At 68.9% G+C, this 15,314-nt stretch carries 19 protein-coding genes; 8 read left to right on the top strand and 11 right to left on the bottom strand.

All coding sequences use genetic code 11. The annotated features are described in order from the left end of the window. The coding region (locus tag ACWELQ_RS16415) for a superoxide dismutase (RefSeq protein ID WP_452397879.1) at positions 1 to 590 on the bottom strand (590 nt) is incomplete at its 3' end. Between the two features lie 196 nt (positions 591 to 786). Here ACWELQ_RS16415 and msrA point away from each other — a divergent pair. After that, positions 787 to 1,449 (top strand): peptide-methionine (S)-S-oxide reductase MsrA, encoded by a 663-nt coding sequence (gene msrA, locus ACWELQ_RS16410; RefSeq protein ID WP_452397878.1) that lies wholly within the window; start codon positions 787 to 789, stop codon positions 1,447 to 1,449. 1 nt (position 1,450) lies between these two features. Here the strand turns inward: msrA and ACWELQ_RS16405 are convergent, their stop codons facing one another. Next, positions 1,451 to 2,062, bottom strand: coding sequence for a hypothetical protein (locus ACWELQ_RS16405; RefSeq protein ID WP_452397877.1), 612 nt, complete (start codon positions 2,060 to 2,062; stop codon positions 1,451 to 1,453). 311 nt (positions 2,063 to 2,373) lie between these two features. Here ACWELQ_RS16405 and ACWELQ_RS16400 point away from each other — a divergent pair, with 311 nt between their 5' ends. The 4 genes from ACWELQ_RS16400 to ACWELQ_RS16385 are packed head-to-tail and all read left to right on the top strand — an operon-like array spanning position 2,374 to position 5,561. After that, entirely contained in the window at positions 2,374 to 2,733 is a 360-nt protein-coding gene (locus ACWELQ_RS16400) for a rhodanese-like domain-containing protein (protein WP_452397876.1), read from the top strand. Between the two features lie 18 nt (positions 2,734 to 2,751). After that, positions 2,752 to 3,825, top strand: a complete 1,074-nt coding sequence (locus ACWELQ_RS16395) for a DUF4328 domain-containing protein (protein WP_452397875.1) — start codon at positions 2,752 to 2,754, stop codon at positions 3,823 to 3,825. Then, on the top strand, positions 3,822 to 4,589 hold the full coding sequence (locus tag ACWELQ_RS16390) for a glycerophosphodiester phosphodiesterase (RefSeq protein WP_452397874.1): 768 nt from the start codon (positions 3,822 to 3,824) through the stop codon (positions 4,587 to 4,589). Before ACWELQ_RS16395 ends, ACWELQ_RS16390 begins: the two co-directional genes overlap by 4 nt. Positions 4,590 to 4,643: 54 nt before the next feature. Continuing rightward, positions 4,644 to 5,561: a DUF5926 family protein gene (locus ACWELQ_RS16385; protein ID WP_452397873.1), complete on the top strand. Its 918-nt coding sequence runs from the start codon at positions 4,644 to 4,646 to the stop codon at positions 5,559 to 5,561. A gap of 120 nt (positions 5,562 to 5,681) precedes the next feature. Here ACWELQ_RS16385 and ACWELQ_RS16380 read toward each other — a convergent pair whose 3' ends face one another. The 4 genes from ACWELQ_RS16380 to ACWELQ_RS16365 all read right to left on the bottom strand — a co-directional run bounded on the left by ACWELQ_RS16380 (position 5,682) and on the right by ACWELQ_RS16365 (position 9,405). After that, a complete protein-coding gene (locus ACWELQ_RS16380; RefSeq protein ID WP_452397872.1) occupies positions 5,682 to 6,230 on the bottom strand; it encodes a ferritin in 549 nt (182 codons plus the stop codon). Positions 6,231 to 6,333: 103 nt separating this feature from the next. After that, complete coding sequence (locus ACWELQ_RS16375) at positions 6,334 to 7,584, bottom strand: LCP family protein (RefSeq protein WP_452397871.1); 1,251 nt, start codon at positions 7,582 to 7,584, stop codon at positions 6,334 to 6,336. Between the two features lie 239 nt (positions 7,585 to 7,823). Further along, positions 7,824 to 8,618 carry a CPBP family intramembrane glutamic endopeptidase gene (locus ACWELQ_RS16370; RefSeq protein ID WP_452397870.1) on the bottom strand — a complete coding sequence of 265 codons (795 nt, stop codon included), beginning with the start codon at positions 8,616 to 8,618 and terminating at the stop codon, positions 7,824 to 7,826. 16 nt (positions 8,619 to 8,634) lie between these two features. Further along, on the bottom strand, positions 8,635 to 9,405 hold the full coding sequence (locus ACWELQ_RS16365) for a DUF2470 domain-containing protein (RefSeq protein ID WP_452397869.1): 771 nt from the start codon (positions 9,403 to 9,405) through the stop codon (positions 8,635 to 8,637). A 92-nt stretch (positions 9,406 to 9,497) separates the two neighbouring features. Between ACWELQ_RS16365 and ACWELQ_RS16360 the strand changes: the two genes are divergently transcribed. The 3 genes from ACWELQ_RS16360 (at position 9,498) to ACWELQ_RS16350 (ending at position 11,607) form a co-directional block, all read left to right on the top strand. Next, positions 9,498 to 9,917, top strand: coding sequence for a hypothetical protein (locus ACWELQ_RS16360; RefSeq protein WP_452397868.1), 420 nt, complete (start codon positions 9,498 to 9,500; stop codon positions 9,915 to 9,917). Positions 9,918 to 10,030: 113 nt separating this feature from the next. Next, positions 10,031 to 10,948, top strand: a complete 918-nt coding sequence (gene pheA / locus ACWELQ_RS16355; RefSeq protein WP_452397867.1) for a prephenate dehydratase — start codon at positions 10,031 to 10,033, stop codon at positions 10,946 to 10,948. Further along, complete coding sequence (locus ACWELQ_RS16350; protein WP_452397866.1) at positions 10,945 to 11,607, top strand: histidine phosphatase family protein; 663 nt, start codon at positions 10,945 to 10,947, stop codon at positions 11,605 to 11,607. The genes pheA and ACWELQ_RS16350 overlap by 4 nt, the downstream gene beginning before the upstream one ends. Here ACWELQ_RS16350 and ACWELQ_RS16345 read toward each other — a convergent pair. The 5 genes from ACWELQ_RS16345 to ACWELQ_RS16325 all read right to left on the bottom strand — a co-directional run. Further along, positions 11,597 to 12,415, bottom strand: a complete 819-nt coding sequence (locus tag ACWELQ_RS16345) for an ESX secretion-associated protein EspG (protein ID WP_452397865.1) — start codon at positions 12,413 to 12,415, stop codon at positions 11,597 to 11,599. The genes ACWELQ_RS16350 and ACWELQ_RS16345 overlap by 11 nt on opposite strands. Further along, on the bottom strand, positions 12,412 to 13,611 hold the full coding sequence (locus ACWELQ_RS16340) for a PPE domain-containing protein (protein ID WP_452397864.1): 1,200 nt from the start codon (positions 13,609 to 13,611) through the stop codon (positions 12,412 to 12,414). Before ACWELQ_RS16340 ends, ACWELQ_RS16345 begins: the two co-directional genes overlap by 4 nt. Positions 13,612 to 13,627: 16 nt before the next feature. Further along, positions 13,628 to 13,939, bottom strand: coding sequence for a PE domain-containing protein (locus ACWELQ_RS16335; RefSeq protein WP_452397863.1), 312 nt, complete (start codon positions 13,937 to 13,939; stop codon positions 13,628 to 13,630). Between the two features lie 82 nt (positions 13,940 to 14,021). Further along, positions 14,022 to 14,375 carry a metallopeptidase family protein gene (locus ACWELQ_RS16330; protein ID WP_452397862.1) on the bottom strand — a complete coding sequence of 118 codons (354 nt, stop codon included), beginning with the start codon at positions 14,373 to 14,375 and terminating at the stop codon, positions 14,022 to 14,024. A gap of 19 nt (positions 14,376 to 14,394) precedes the next feature. Then, on the bottom strand, positions 14,395 to 15,314 hold a 920-nt coding region (locus tag ACWELQ_RS16325), incomplete at its 5' end, for a septum formation family protein (RefSeq protein ID WP_452397861.1).

The following is a 15,314-nucleotide window of genomic DNA, read 5'->3' as shown; positions in this document are numbered from 1 at the left end:
GCCTTGGTGTAGCGCTCCTGGATTTCGGCCCAGTTCACCACGTTCCAGAACGCCTTGACGTAGTCCGCCTTGACGTTCTTGTACTGCAGGTAGAAGGCGTGCTCCCACATGTCCAGGCCGAGCAGCGGGATGATGCCGAGCGGCACGTTGCCCTGCTGGTCGGTGAGCTGGAAGGTGAGCAGCTTGTTGCCCAGGGTGTCGTAGCCCAGCCACGCCCAGCCGGAGCCCTGCAGGCCGTTGGCGGCCGCGGAGAACTGCGCGACGAACTTGTCGAACGAGGTGAACTCCTCGTCGATGGCGGCGGCCAGGTCGCCGACCGGCTTGTCGCCGCCGTCCTTCGACAGGCTCTTCCACCAGATGGAGTGGTTCACGTGGCCGCCGAGGTGGAACGCGAGGTTCTTCTCGTTGAGGAAGATGGCGGCGTGGTCGTCCTTGGCGCGCGCCTCTTCCAGCTTCTCGAGGGCGGCGTTCACACCGGCGACGTAGGCCGCGTGGTGCTTGGTGTGGTGGATCTCGTTGATCTGCCCGGAGATGAAGGGCTCCAGAGCCGAGTAGTCGTAATCGAGTTCAGGCAGCGTGTAAACAGCCACGATGTCCCTTTCCGTGTCGGGGCCGTGCGCCCCCGGGAAGTTCCGGGGGACACTCAACCATCATTCGTACACCCGCTCGTCTGCAACCGGGCTGCGTGCCCCCACATTCCGGCAGATGTATATGTTTCCCAACCCTTGGAATACCCGTGAACGCAACATCAATCGCCGGTCTGGCCGGGTCCCGTAGCATCGAGTCATGTCGTGGTACGACGAGTTCGTTGGACGTTTACGACTACCGGAACCGACGATGGTGACCGCTGAGCAGGCCCTGCCCGGCCGTCCGGAACCATTGGTAGTCCCGAACCGGCACTACGTCATCGGTCATCAGATCTGTCCCCCGTTCCCGGAGAACCTGTGCACGGCCGTGCTGGCGATGGGCTGCTTCTGGGGCGCTGAACAGGGATTCTGGCAACTCGACGGCGTGTACACCACCGCGGTCGGCTACGCGGGCGGATACACCCCGAACCCGACCTACGAGGAAACCTGCTCCGGGCGGACCGGCCACACCGAATCGGTGCTGGTGGTGTTCGATCCCACGGTGATCGACTACCCCGGAATTCTCGAAAAATTCTGGGAGAACCACAATCCAACCCAGGGCATGCGCCAGGGAAACGACCGCGGCACCCAATACCGTTCGGCCATCTATACGTTCGATGACGAGCAGTCGAAAATCGCCGACGAGAGCAAGAGCCGGTATCAGGAACGGTTGACAGCAGCGGGATTCGGGGCGATCACCACCGAGATCGCCCCACTGCCGGACCTTTCCGCGTTCTATTACGCCGAGGGCTACCACCAGCAGTATCTGGCCAAGAATCCCGGAGGCTACTGCCCCGATCACCGCACCGGCGTCACCTACTGAGCTACAGCGGCGGCACCACGTCCGGGCGCATGGCCCGCGGGTCGCCCGCGTCGTGGGCCTGCCACCAGCGGACGCCACCGGCGATGAAGTCCTGCAACGGGATCGGGTTGCCCTGCTTGTCGGTGACCTCGGCCCCGTCGAACCACACGCGCACGTCGAGTTCGCGCGGGTCGATGCCCTCTTCCTGGGAGAACTCCATCATGTGCGCGCCCTCGGTGTCGCGCAGCTCGGTGTCGAAGCTGAGCAGCTTGCGCCACTGGCTCCAGGAGCTGTCGGACAGGTCGAGGAAGTCCCAGCCGTGCAGGGCGCCGCCGCCGAAGCTGTTGACGGCATCGTGCAGGCCGTCGAGGGTGAGCGGGAGCACAACCGGCTCGAGATCGTCCCAGCGCTGGCGACGCAGCGAGGCGGCGACCCGGCTGACCCCGGTGAGGGTCACGTAGATGTCGCAGTCCTCCGGCGGTGGACCGTCCTCGGGCAGGGTCAGCACGTCGAGTTCGAGCCGTAGCGTGCCCGCCGCCGTGTCGACGTCGATGCCGAGGCAGGTCGCCTCCGACAGTGCGAGGTTGAGTCCCTTGATGTCCAGGCCGTCGAGTAGCCCCCTGCTCACAGTCATAGCGCCAGGCTACCGATCTTGCCTGGCCCGGCCCAGGATTTCCGTTTTTCGGTAGTGTTGTCGTTTTTTTCGGCGCGGAACGGAACCGCGCGCCGACCTGCGGCGTCAGACTGGTTGGGGCCTTCTGGGACAGAGGCGCCTAGGTCGGCCGCTCCGGAACGAGGAGGGGACTTCCGGATCGGCCGACCGGACGAATCGGTCGTCTATCAACCTGTGGATCAGGTTGTGGATTATGTGGATAACTCCCGAAACCGACCGTGTGCAGGTACGGAACTCCACGGCCCTCGCGCGCGCGTGGCAGGATCGAAACCGTGACGAACTCCCCTGTGCCCTCGGTGCCGATCGATGCCGTGCCTGCGGAATTCGATACCGCCGCCGTCGAAGGCGCGACGCACCAGCTCCTGGACGTCCGCGAGGACGACGAGTGGCAGCTGGGCCGCGCCCCGGGCGCGATCCACATTCCCATGACCGATGTGCCCGCCCGGCTCGACGAGCTGGATATCGACGCCGAGATCTATGTGGTCTGCCGGCAGGGCGGCCGGTCCATCGCGGTGGTGGAGTTTCTGAACGGGATCGGTTACGAGGCCGTGAATGTCGCGGGTGGCATGGTGGCCTGGCAGCAGACCGGTCGGCCGCTCACCGGTGACGGTCCCGAGGCGAAGATCTACTAGGCGCGGAGAGGTGCAGCGATGAACGGGGGACAGGTGCGATCACGATCCACCGTCGTGCAGCCGTGTGCCCGCTGCGGCGCGCGCTGGGCCGTGCAGGGCAAACCGCTGCACTGGTGTCCGCGCTGCCATGGCGTGCTGCTGTCGCCGGCCGCCGTCGACGCCCCCGCCGACCGCCGCAACTACCGCTGGGTGGCGCGCCCGCCCGGCCGGAAAACCCATGCCGCACAGCCCGCCCGGCGCGTCGTCGCCGTGGAGACGCCGCACTACCACCAGATTCCGCAGTGGGGTCTGCACGACCGGCCGCCCGCCGAGGCGATCGCGCCACGCCGCCCACTGGCCACGCTGACCGATCGGATCGATACCGCGCTGCTCGCGACCGCGGGCCTGTTCGTGCTGGCCGCGCTCACCGAGCTGGGCCGCTACGGGATCCTGCTGCGCAACCGCACCAAACTCATTCCGCCGTGGCTGCTGTGGATTTCCGACGCGTCCGTGACCGTCGCCTCGATCGTGGCCCCGGTGGCGGCGCTGGTGGCGGCGGTGGCGCTGGTCGGCTGGCTGGCGCAGACCCGCCGGGCCGCGTACGCGGCGGCGGGACAGGCGGATCCGCGCTCGCTGCGCGCGCTGGTGCTGGGTTGCGTTGTCCCCGTGGTGAATCTGGTCTGGCCGGGCGTGTTCCTGACCGAGACGGCCCGGCTGCGGATCGCCGCCGGCGCGGATCCGCGACTGCTGCGGTCGGTCCGGATCTGGTGGGGCGCATGGCTGCTCAACGCGGTGCTCGTCGTAGTGGCGGTCTGCTACCGGTTCGCGCATTCGCTGCAGGTGCAGGCCGACGGCGTGCTGGCGAGCCTGTGGACCGATCTGGTCGCCGCCGGTGTCGCCGTCGCCTCGCTGGCCCTGGTGCGCGGTTTCGCCGGGTTGGATCTGCGGGGCCGCCCGAAGACGGTGCGTCGCTGGGTGATCGCCACCGGGCCCGCCCGGCCGGTGATCGAACCGGTGTCGCCGGGGATGACCGGATCCGTCGGGCGCGCGCCGAGCGCGGGCGTCGGCAATGATGAGGTCGTCGCAGAACAACAGGAGGTAGTGGCGAAGTGAGCCGGGCCAGTCGTGCGCCGTTCGTGGTAGCGCACCGGGGGGCGTCGGCGGCGCGACCCGAACACACTCTCGCCGCCTACGATCTCGCCCTCCAGGAGGGCGCGGACGGCGTCGAATGCGATATCCGCCTGACCCGCGACGGTCATCTGGTGTGCGTGCACGACCGGACCGTGGACCGCACCTCGAACGGGTCGGGCGCGGTCAGCGAGATGACCCTCGACGAGCTGAAGGCGCTGAACTTCGGCACCGCCGTCGAGCCCGAGGGCGTGCTCACTCTTTCGGAGCTCATCGAGCTGGTGCTGGATTGGAAGAGCCGCCCCACCAAGCTCTTCATCGAGACCAAGCATCCGGTCCGCTACGGCGCGCTGGTCGAGACCACCCTGCTGGAGCAGCTCAATCGCTACGGCATCGGCGCCCCCGCCTCCGCGGATCACGCGCGCGCCGTGGTCATCTCGTTCGCGGCGACCGCGGTGTGGCGCATCCGCCGCGCCGCCCCGCTGCTGCCGACGGTGCTGCTGGGCGAATCCTCCCTCTACCTGACCGGCGGCGCGGCGGGCACGGTCGGCGCCACCGCCATCGGCCCCTCGGTCCGCACTTTGCGCGAGCACCCCGAACTGGTCGACAAGGCCGCCGCCGCGGGTCGCGCCACCTACGTCTGGACCTGCGACGATCCCGAGGACATCCAACTCTGCGCCGACCTCGGCGTGGACTGGGTCGCCACCAACCACCCGGCCCGCACCAAAGCCGTTCTCACCACGGCGTAAATCCCCCGCGCCAGTCGCGGGGCGCTCCCGGGGCACCCAGTAGGGTTGCTCCTCATGGGTAAGAGCAAGCGCAACAGTCCCAAGCCGGACAGTAATCGGGCGCAGAAGCTGGCCGCCCGCCGTGCCGAGCAGGAGGCGGCGTCGCACGCGGTGACGCGACCGTTCGAGGGCTTGGCCGCGGAATGCGATCTGGTCGCGCTGCGGGAGTTCGTGCCGTCGGCGACCGCCACCTTGAAGCTGTCGTCGAATGTGGCCGCCGAGCGGCCGGTCACCCTCGCCACGGTGCTGCCGGGCGCGGTCGCCGCGCTGGTGCGGGCCGGTGACGAGCCGGTCGGTTTCGTCGGCACGCAGGTGCAGTACCAGTCCGGAGACCCGGCCGCCGATCTGGCCGCCGCGATCCTGTGGACCCAGGCCGCCGCGCCGGGTGAGTCGCTGACCGACGCGGATGTCGAAGGCGCGCCGCGGCTTTCGGAGGTGCTGGATCCGGGCGCGGCCCTGGACCTGACCGTGCACCAGGACTTCAAGTGGTGGGTGCCCGAGGGCGTGACCCCGGACCCGCAGGTGGCCGCCACCATCGAGCAGGCCAATCAGGCGATCATGCCGTCGGCCCGCCTGGAGCTGGGCGCGGACGCCATCGGCGCGGCCTGGTGGGTGGACGCCGGTGAGAAGGCGCACGTGCGCTGGGTGCGGCCGGAGGACGAGGACCAGCTCATGTTGGCGCTGGCCCGCCTGCACGCGGCCGGTGATCTGCACCTGGGTGAGGGTTCGCGCTTCGCGGGCTCGTTCCGCACCCACGGCCTGCTGGTGCCGGTCTTCGATCTGGACCGCGAGCGGCACGCGAGCGAATGGGAAACTCCCGCACGCGAATTCGGTGCGAAGCTGGCCGCCGCGTTGCAGTCGGACGCCCCGCTGACTTCCGAGGAGCGCCGTTCTCGCGACGGGCTGCGTTCGCGTCAGGTCACCCTGCGCTGAATTCTTTGTCCCCGGGTTCTTTATCGGAAGATTTCTGAAAAGAATATATTTCGATCAGTTCCCGCCGCACACATACGACAGGCCCGGTCCAGCGCAACGGACCGGGCCTGTGGTGCGTAATTACAGCGAGCCACCCGCTGCGTGCGGAGCGCCACCGGCGTCCTTGGGGCCGCTCATTTCCCGCTGCACGAAATTCTCCAGATCGAACAGGTTGGCGCTCGCCCGCTCGGCGACGGTGAGCAGGGTCTTCATGGTCGCGACCTCTTCGACCTGCTCCTTGAGGAACCACTGCATGAACTGCTCGCCCTGGTAGTCGCCCTCTTCGCGGGCGGTCTTGGCGAGCTGGACGATCTGATCGGTGACCGCCTGCTCCTGCGCGAGCGCCAGGGCCAGCGGCTCCTTGGCATTCGCGAATTGCGAAGTGGCCGAATCGATCCCGGGCATCTCGACGGCAATGTCCGAATCGATCAGATACTGCGCGATCATCATCGCGTGATTGCGCTCTTCGACGGCCTGCTTGTAGAAGTACTTGGCCAGAACGGGCAGATCCGCATTGTCGAACCACATCGCGACCGCGATGTACTGGTGTTCGGCATTGAATTCATTGCGGATCTGGTCCTGGAGCAGGGCCTGGAACTTGCTGCGCTTCGTCTGGGTTCGGGTGGACATGCGGACGACATTAATGCCGGTCAAATCACGTGTCATCCAAGTACAGCCTTATTGAGCACAACCTAAATGAGGCAAGTATTGCCTAATTTTTTGCGTGTTTCGGCTAACTTCCGACGGTGGTGATCAAGTCCTGCGGCAGCTGTTGATCCTTGGCCAGCGCGTCGAAGAACGCACTCGCTTTCGTCTTGTCCCAGAGCAGCACATTGCCACTGCCCGACACATCCTCGAAGCCGCCGACCGGCACGGTGGTGGCGATCGGATTGTCGTTCAAGGCCCGGCCGAGCGTCGCCAGATTCCAGATGTGCGCGCCGTTGTCGACCTTCAGCGCCGCGGTCAGGTCCCGGACCAGGGGCCAGGACCGGAACGGATTGGCCAGGGTGGACGGGCTGGCGGCCTTCTTCAGCAAGGCGCTGAGGAACTTTCGCTGATTGAGCATGCGATCCAGGTCGGCGCGCGGGGTCGCGCGCGAGCGCACGAAGCCCAGCGCCTCGGGGCCGGAGAGCGTCTGGCAGCCCGCGGGCAGGTTGATCCCGGCCAGCGGATCGTTCATGGGCGAGTCCAGGCACATCTGAATGCCGCCGACCGCGTCGACGATATTCGCGAAGCCGCCGAAGCCGATCTGCGCGTAGTGGTCGATGTGCAGGCCGGTCGCGCCTTCCACGGTCTTGACCAGCAGATTCGCCCCGCCGACGGCGAAGGCGGCATTGAGCTTGTCCTTGCCGACGCCCGGAATGCTGACATACGAGTCGCGCGGCATGCTGACCAGCGTCGGCCGCCCCGACTTGGGGATGTGCACCAGGATGATGGTGTCGGTGCGCTCACCCTCGACATCGGAGGCGTCGCCGGTGGACAGCTGTTGTTCCTGGTCCTTGGACAATCCGGCGCGGCTGTCGGAACCGACCAGAAGCCAATTCGTCCCGGGCGTGTCGCCGACCCGTCCCTGGTAGTTCGCGAGCGCGTCGATCCGGGTCAGATGGGTGTCGACATAGATGGCCGCGGCGACCGGCAGCAGGAGCAGTACCAGCAGCAGCGACAGGATCCAACGGAACCAGTGCCGCTTCTTGCGCGGGCGCGATCCGCGCGGCGGCTTGGCATCGCCGCCGCGCCGCCGGACCGGGGGCAGCGGCGGCGGGGGAGTGCGCGGCGGGGTGTCGTGCCGGGGCGGGGTGTCGTGGAAGGGTTCCGGCTGTTGGGTGGGCGCGTAACCCCCGGGCCCGGCCGGCGACGGCCGGGCGGGGCCGCGATTGCCCTGCGGCGGAACCCGATTGCCCGGAAGCGGCCGAGGTGGGGCCGGATTGCGGGGTGGCACCTGCGAATACGCCAAGGGCGCGCCGGGTTCGTTGCGTCGGATCACCTGGGTTGGTTCCATACCCGGCCGGTCGCCGTTAACGGTCCGGTCGTCGTCCGGGGCCCGATGAGACGAGGGTCTCGGTGGCGGTCCGGATCTCGGTGGTTGCTGCGGGTACGCCGGGGGCTCGCCGGGGCGTCCCGGCGGCGGCTCCCGGCGCATCCGTGCAAAGTGCTGGGGGTCGTCGCCGTTCATCACTAGCGACAGTACCGACCGAGGTGCTCGCGTGGCTCGTTCCGATCGGATTACGGCAACCAGGAAACGTGTCCGCGCAGGAAGGTGTACCCGACGTAGGCGATCGTGTCGATGAGCGCGTGCGCCAGCAGCAGCGGCCACAGCCGGTCGGTGCGCTGCCAGTAGCGTCCGAAGATCAACCCCATCACCACGTTTCCGACCCCGCCGCCCAGACCTTGGTAGAGGTGGTAGCTGCCGCGCAGCAGAGCCGAGGCCAGCAGCGACCGGTTCTCGCTCCAGCCCAGGGCCCGCAGCCGGGTGATCAGGTAGGCGACCACGAGCACCTCCTCGGCCGCCGAGTTCGCCCACGCGGACAGCACCAGCACCGGCAGCCGCCACCAGTGCTCGAGCGAGCTGGGCACGATGGTGACGCTCACGCCGAGCGCGTGTGCCGCCAAATACAGTCCGAGCCCGGGGATTCCGATCACCGCGGCGAGCACCAGACCCGGCAGCACGTCGGCGCGCCAGCGCAGTCGTCGCACCAGCCCGATCGCGCGCGGCGCGATTCCGCTGCGCCACAACAGGTACAGCCCCAGCGCCGCCCACCCCAGCAACCGGGCCACACCCAGCAGTTGGAACAGCAGGTCGATGGTGGATTGTGTCGCCCGGGAAGCGTTGAGCGCCACCGTCTGCCCGCCCACGCCTTCCGGCGAGAGCGCGCTCTCGAGCAGGGACAGCGCCGCATTGGCCCCGCTCAGCCCGAAGGTGACGACCAGCACCACCGCGATCTCGAGTTTGATCGCCCGCCGCCCCTTCTCGGACGATTCGGGCGCGGGCCACGTGGGTGCGGGATCAGCCGAAACCATGTGGCCAATCTAGAGGTCAGATCCGGTGCACCCCGCCGTGGAAGGGATTGCCCGCCAGGGCGTGCACCGCGCGGCTGAGCGAATCGATGTCGTCGGCCGGGTGCTCGAAGGGGATGCGGATGTCGTGGTCGGCGTCGACGGCCTCGACGCGCAGGGTGACGCCGTAGCGGTCGATGGCCAGCGGATGGATGAGCGCGCCGCGGCGCAGCGCGTGCGGCAGCCGCCGGGCCATCCGGTCGATGACGTCGGCGTGATCGGCCTGCAGGTGCTGCAGCCAGCCCGCCTCGAGGGCGCAGAACGGGTCGGGCCGGGCGTCCCGCAGCCGGTCGTGATCGACCGAATCCGCGCCGGATTTGTCCGCGACCACGGCGGAATCGATGACCAGCCGCAGCAGCGTGGAGGTGTGCCCGACATCGAGCAGCGCCGGATGCGGGTGATCGGCGGCGACCGCCCCGGCCAGTGCGCGCTGGGCGTGCGAGGGCACGGTGTGCACCCAGCCCCGCAGCCACACCAGCGCCCGGATGCGCTCGCGCAACGCCAGGGGCGCCTCGTCGGTGAGTTCCAGCACCGCAGGCGATCCGGCGGTGCCGCAACCGAAGACGAGCCCGGCGGCGGTGGAGTTCATGGGCACCGCGACCACGATGTCGCCGCAGTGCCGCAGCAGATGCACCGAGGTGGGCACGGGGTCGAGGCCGGGCAGCGCCAGCATCGCGCTGTCGGCGTGCGCGCAGGCGCTGTGCACGCGTTCGGCGGTAGTGGGTGCGACGACCTGGGCCGCGTGTGGCATACACACCTCCGGAATCGGAATTAGGTAAACCTAAGCTAAGTGACGTGGATCGCCCGCGCAAGTGGTACGTACCGGATCGGTACGGTGAAGCGGTGCCGCATGATTCGTCCCACGCGCCCGAACCGGTCGCGCTGAGCCTGTCCGTACCGCCGCGTCCGGCGCGAGCGCTGACCGAGGATCTGGTTCGCCCGCTGTCCGCCGATCCGGGTGCCGAGGTGCTGGACCTGGCCTGGGGCGAGGTGGCGATCTCGGAGTTCCTGGTGCGAATCGTGCACGGCGACAGCGGGTTCGTGGCTCGCGCCGAGTCCGGGGAGCGGGCGCTGGCGGGCATCGCCGCGACCGTCGCCGCGCTCATCGGCGACGATATCGGCGCGGCGCTGCGGACGCCGGACATCGCGTTCCTCGCCGGATTGCAACCGGCGGCGGTCGAGGCGCTGCGTGAGGTGCTGTTGGCGATCGAGACGCCGGACGTCGCCGCCGTCTCCGCCGCGCTGAGTGTGCTCGGCAACTGAGCGCGCGCACGCTGCTCGCCGACCGTCGTCGGTGCGGCCGGTGGGGGTGCGAAGTTACCCAGGAGTTGGCCAAAGTCGGGGGTGACCCCGCACACGCAAGTAATGTCGTAACCGTGCCGCGTATCGCCTACTTCGGGCCGTCGGGAACCTTTACGGAGATGGCCCTCGCCAAACTGGAGTCCCTCGGTGCCTTCGAGGGGCAGGTCGAGCGTGTCCCGGCCCCGAGCCAGGGCGCGGCGATCGAGCTGGTGCGCGCCGGCAAGGCCGAAGGCGCGGTGGTGCCGATCGAGAGTTCCGTCGAGGGATCCATCGCGCCGACGCTGGACGCGCTGGCGCTCGGCCCCCGGCTGCAAATCCTCGCCGAGACCGATCTGGACGTCGCTTTCACCATCGTCGGCCGCCCCGGGCTCGCGATCGACGAGGTGCGGCGCATCGCGGCCTATCCGGTCGCCGCCGCGCAGGTGCGCATGTGGCTGGCCGTGAATATGCCGCTGGCCGAAATGTACGTGTCGGCCTCGAATGCCGCCGCGGCCGAGGATGTGGCCGCCGGGCACGCCGATGCCGCCGTCTCCACCTCGCTGGCGGGGGAGCGCCTGGGCCTGGCCACCCTGGCCGACGGCGTGGCCGACGTGGATCAGGCCGTGACCCGCTTCGTGCTGGTCGCCGCCCCGCAGCCCGCGCCCGCCCGCACCGGGACCGATCGCACCTCCATCGTCCTGGAGCTGGCCAACGAGCCCGGCTCGCTGATGCGCGCGTTCGCCGAATTCGCCACCCGCGGCATCGATCTCACGCGTATCGAATCCCGGCCGACCCGCACCGGCATGGGCACCTACCGTTTCTACCTGGACTGCGTCGGACACATCGACGACACCGCGGTGGCCGAGGCCCTGAAGGCATTGCACCGCACCGCCGCCCGGATCCGCTTCCTCGGTTCCTGGCCGGCCACCTCGGCCACCGGTACACCGCCGCCGCCGGACGCACCCGCCGCGGCCTGGCTGGCCGATCTGAAGAAGGGGGTGGCCGACCTGTGACCGGCAAACTCATCCTGGTGAGACATGGCGAGACCGAGGGCAATGTCGGCAAGATCCTCGACACTCGCCTACCCGGCCTGCCGCTCACCGAACGCGGTGTGGCGCAGGCGAAGACCTTCGGCGCGAACCTGCCGACCCCGCCGCAGCGGCTGTTCAGCTCCGCCGCGCTACGCGCGAGACAGACCGGCGGCTATATCGAGGCCGCCACCGGTGTCTCGCTGGAAGTGCTGGAGGATCTACAGGAAGTGCAGCTCGGGGACCTGGAAGGTTTGAATACCAGGGCCGCGCACGAGGAGTTCCAGAAGGTCTATCACGCTTGGCATTTCGGCGATTTGGCCGTGCGGGTACCGGGCGGCGAATCGGGTGAGGAAGTGCTAGCCCGCTATGTCCCCGCCCTGCGGCGGCTGCGCGCCGAGTACCTCTCCGGGCCGGATGCCGGGGATATCGTCCTGGTCAGCCACGGTGCGGCGATGCGGCTGGTGTCACGTGAACTCACCGGTGTGCCACGGCTTTTCGCCGCCAACAATCACCTGGACAACACCGAGACGATCGAACTGCTGCCGTCCGAGGGCGAGCTCTGGGAGTGCACCCGCTGGGGTCGCTACACGCCGCCGTTCGGTGACGCCGTGGATCCCACCGGCGACGATCCTATGGGTTAGGGAATTCCGTTCGCAGCGGCAGGGATTCGATCAGATCCTGGAGCGCGGTGCGGAAGCGTGCCGGGGTGCCGCCCGCGAACGAGGTCCACTTGGCGCCGTCGTCGGCGAGCGTGGTGATGGCCAGGAACCGGCCGTGCCGGGTGTTGTACACCGCGAGGTGATGGTCGGCCACTTCCCGGGAGCCGTCCCCGTAGCGCACGCCCACGATCTCCGCGTGCGAATTCACCTGCACCAGCGCCGAAGCGATAGCCTGCGCGTCGCGCGCCGGATGACACACCTTGGTCAGCCGCGCGGCCGTGGCGGCCGCGTCGCCCGCATCGTCGAAGATCGGCACCAGATCCGCGGTGGGCGCGTTCATTCCGGCCAGTTCCAGCGGCTCGGCCGGGCCGAGCGCGGCCAGCACCGTGCCCGCGAGATCGTGGCTCGCCTCGTCGATGACATAGGAACCCGGTCCGCGCAGCGCCACCACTTCGAGGTCGTCGCCCTTGGCCAGGCAGAACCGGTTGACCTGGCCTTCCACATACCAGCGCACGGCCAGCACCCAGTGCGGCCGGTAGAGCGCCCGCAACCGTTGTGCCAGTTCGGGATGCACCTGGTCGTCGTCCAGCAGGTCGCGGTCGGCCAGGGTGGCCGCCGCGGCCGTCATGGCGGCATCGTGGTCGGCGGCATTGTCGTAGCGGCCCACGGCATTCAGCACCACGGGCAGCTCGTCGATCTCCAATGTCTCCAGGAGATACTGCATTTCGTCCAGCGACAGCGTGACCGAGCGCAGCAGCGACGGCCCGCCGCCCGCGCCGAGGACGGTCACCGGTCGGCCAGCGGATCGCCGCCGATGACGGCGGGCGCGATGACCCGGCCGTCGGCGAACACCTCCACCGAGCGCCCGTAGTCCTGACCGCGGTGTGAGTCCTCGTCGTCATCGCCCTGGCTGCCGAGCAGCGGGCTGGTGCCGGAGGAACGGACCGGGGTGGTCGAGGCCGGAGTGGTCGCCATGCTCACCGGCTCGGCCACGGGCGCGACGGGAGGCGTTGCGCCCCCGGCGTTTCCGAGACCGCCGCCGAGGCCCGAGCCCCAGCCGTCCGGCAGTCGCAGGGTGCCGCCGCCATTGCCGATGCTCACCGAGCCGCCGAGGCCGCCGCCGTAGGACACGGCCTGCGTGGTCAGCGCCGCACCGCCCGCACCGGCGGTCACGACGCCCGCGCCCGCCATGGCGGGCATGCCCGCCCCGGGCACTCCGGCGGTCTGGGTGACCGCGTTGGCGATGCTTGTGATCGCCGTGGTCGCCACGTTTCCCGCGGTGGAGGCACCGCTGGTGACCACCGTTCCGGCCACCTGCGCGACCTGCGAGAGGGCGCTGGTGACGGCCGGATTCTGGACCAGGGCCGCGGCCGCGCCGAGCGCCGCCTGAATGGGATCGCCGCTGTTGGCGAAGGCGTCACCGCCCGCGTTGGCATTGCCCGCGCCCATGGCGATGGGCGGCGGCATCAGGAAGGTGTTCGGGGTGGCCACCATCAAACTGGTTGCCGCCTCATAGGTTTCCATCACCAGCGCGGCCCGGATGTCGAGGGCGAGCTTGGCCGCCTCGGCCGCCTCCGCGGTGCCGTTCAGCGCGCCGCCACTGGAGTACGCGGCCACCCGCGCGGTCTCCACGAGCGCGATCTCCGGCAGGCTCGGCATGGCGATGGAGGCCACGGTGTAGGCGGTGGCGTTGGCGGCGGCCTTGGCCGCCATGACGCCGGACATGACCGCCTGCTGTTCGGCCCAGCCGGTGAAAACACCCAGGCGGGCAAGCACATTGAGGCCGTTCACGCCCTCGAGCCCGACCCCGATCTCGGCCATCACCCGCGCGACGGTGGTGGTGGCGTCCACCCAGGAGGCGGTGAGCGCGCTCCAAGCGGTGTTGGCGGCCATGATCGGAATGGCGTGCGCACCGGCATTGAGGGTGACGGAATTCAGTTCGGCCATGCGGGGCAGCCAGAACACCCCGGTGATTCCCAGCGTCATGCGTGTATCTCCCCTTCTACACCTGGATCGCGGCCAGCCCGGCGGCGCGCATGGCGTCCTGGGCCAGGTACTGGGCGAGCTGGCTGCGCAGGGTGGCGGCCGCGTGATGCAGCTCGAGAATGCCCTGGGCGACGGCGTGGTCGTGGGTGAACGCGGCGGTGTTGAAATGCGCGGCGGCCAGGAAGGACACCTCTTCGGTGCCGGAGGGGAGCACGTGGGTCGCCGGTGCGGTCGCGCTCGCGGCGGCGGCCAGGCGTTCGGCGAGCAGGTCGAGTTCGAGGGACGCCGCGAGGATCACCTCGGGCTGCACGAGGACATGGCCAACCATGGATCGGGATCCCTTCTACGTTCCACCCCGGTTATGAAAGCTTGGACGCAGAGGTTTGCTGATCGGTTCCCAGCGCCGCTGTTCAGCCCCATCCCAGCTGATGGAGGCGCTCGTCGTCAATCCCGAAATAGTGGGCTATCTCATGAACCACGGTGATCGCCACCTCCTCGACCACCTCTTCTTCGCTGTGGCACATCTCGAGGATGGCTTCGCGATAGATGGTGATGGTGTCGGGCAGGACGCCCCCGTAGTGGCTGAAGTCCCGCTCGGTGAGGGCGATGCCGTGGTAGAGACCGAGCAGGTCGGGCTCCTCGTCGTTGCGCGGCTCGATGAGCACGACCACATTGTCGATGGCTTGTGACAATTCCGACGGAATCGAGTCGAGCGCATCCCCGACCAACTCTTCGAAGCGGTCGTCGGACATGGCGACGGGCATGGTTGCGGCTACCGTCCGCTCAGCGTGGCTGGGGGATAACCGGCGGGGCCGCGCCAGGCAGCGGCGGCGGGGTGTAGCGGCCGTTGTTGGGCGGCGGGACCGGGGCCTGGCCGTCGATCTGGATGTCGCCCTTGGCCGATCCGGTGATGGTGGCGAAGCCCTCCTGGTCCGCGCCCTTGCCGACCATGCAGTTGAGGCTGCGGGAACCCGCCAGCCAGCTGCGGGCGTCGAGGGCGTCCCAGAACAGGGTGAGGGTCTTGTTGCGCAGTGCGTCGGGGGAGCCGAGGTAGTCGCCGGCGTCCTTGGCGCACTGGTCTTCCATGAACTTGTCCTGATCGTCCTTCGAGGGCGGGCCGCCGCTGAAGTGGGTGGCCAGGTCCACGGTGGAGACGATCTCGAAGGCGTGCGGCTGGGTGCAGTCCACCGGATCGGTCGGCAGGTTGGACTTGATGCCGATGCAGGTGCCGATGTCGTAGACCTTCGACTGGTTGATATCGCGCACGCTGCCGGTGATGGGCTTGGTGGCGACGCCCTGGCTGCCGGAGACCTGCAGGCCGCAGCGCAGCGTGCGTTCGCCCGCCTTCCAGCCCGCCTCACCCGGATTGATCAGGCCGACAACGAATTTGCCGCGCGGGTCCAGCTTGCCGCCGAGGTATTCCTGGGCGGCGCTGACGCAGTGCTCGTCGCGCAGTTCGGAGAAGCGCAGCGAGTCCGGGAAGCGTGAGCCGGGCCCGAACTCCTTGCCCGGGTACTTGCTCAGGTCGACGTCCGCGGTGACCTCGAACAGATGCTTGCCGCCGCAGTCCACCTTGGTGAGGTCGCTGGCATTGGCCTTGGACCAGGTCAGGCAGTCGCCCTCCTTGGCGGTGCCGAAGGCCGCGCCCGCGACCGCGCCGGTGGGCTGGGCGGCCCCCGGCGCGTGCGCCTTCACGCGGTTGG

This window comes from Nocardia sp. NPDC004722, assembly GCF_053601505.1.
Note: the sequence above shows the minus strand (reverse complement) of the source record. Positions and strands in the feature narration are given on the sequence as shown.

Bases quoted from the DNA above. Each gene is read 5' to 3' on its own strand.
- ACWELQ_RS16330 (WP_452397862.1), bottom strand. From the start codon at position 14,375: ATGCCCGTCGCCATGTCCGACGACCGCTTCGAAGAGTTGGTCGGGGAT.
- ACWELQ_RS16395 (WP_452397875.1), top strand. From the start codon at position 2,752: ATGAACGGGGGACAGGTGCGATCACGATCCACCGTCGTGCAGCCGTGT.
- ACWELQ_RS16405 (WP_452397877.1), bottom strand. From the start codon at position 2,062: ATGACTGTGAGCAGGGGGCTACTCGACGGCCTGGACATCAAGGGACTC.
- msrA (WP_452397878.1), top strand. From the start codon at position 787: ATGTCGTGGTACGACGAGTTCGTTGGACGTTTACGACTACCGGAACCG.
- ACWELQ_RS16340 (WP_452397864.1), bottom strand. From the start codon at position 13,611: ATGACGCTGGGAATCACCGGGGTGTTCTGGCTGCCCCGCATGGCCGAA.
- ACWELQ_RS16385 (WP_452397873.1), top strand. From the start codon at position 4,644: ATGGGTAAGAGCAAGCGCAACAGTCCCAAGCCGGACAGTAATCGGGCG.
- ACWELQ_RS16380 (WP_452397872.1), bottom strand. From the start codon at position 6,230: ATGTCCACCCGAACCCAGACGAAGCGCAGCAAGTTCCAGGCCCTGCTC.
- ACWELQ_RS16365 (WP_452397869.1), bottom strand. From the start codon at position 9,405: ATGCCACACGCGGCCCAGGTCGTCGCACCCACTACCGCCGAACGCGTG.
- ACWELQ_RS16335 (WP_452397863.1), bottom strand. From the start codon at position 13,939: ATGGTTGGCCATGTCCTCGTGCAGCCCGAGGTGATCCTCGCGGCGTCC.
- ACWELQ_RS16370 (WP_452397870.1), bottom strand. From the start codon at position 8,618: ATGGTTTCGGCTGATCCCGCACCCACGTGGCCCGCGCCCGAATCGTCC.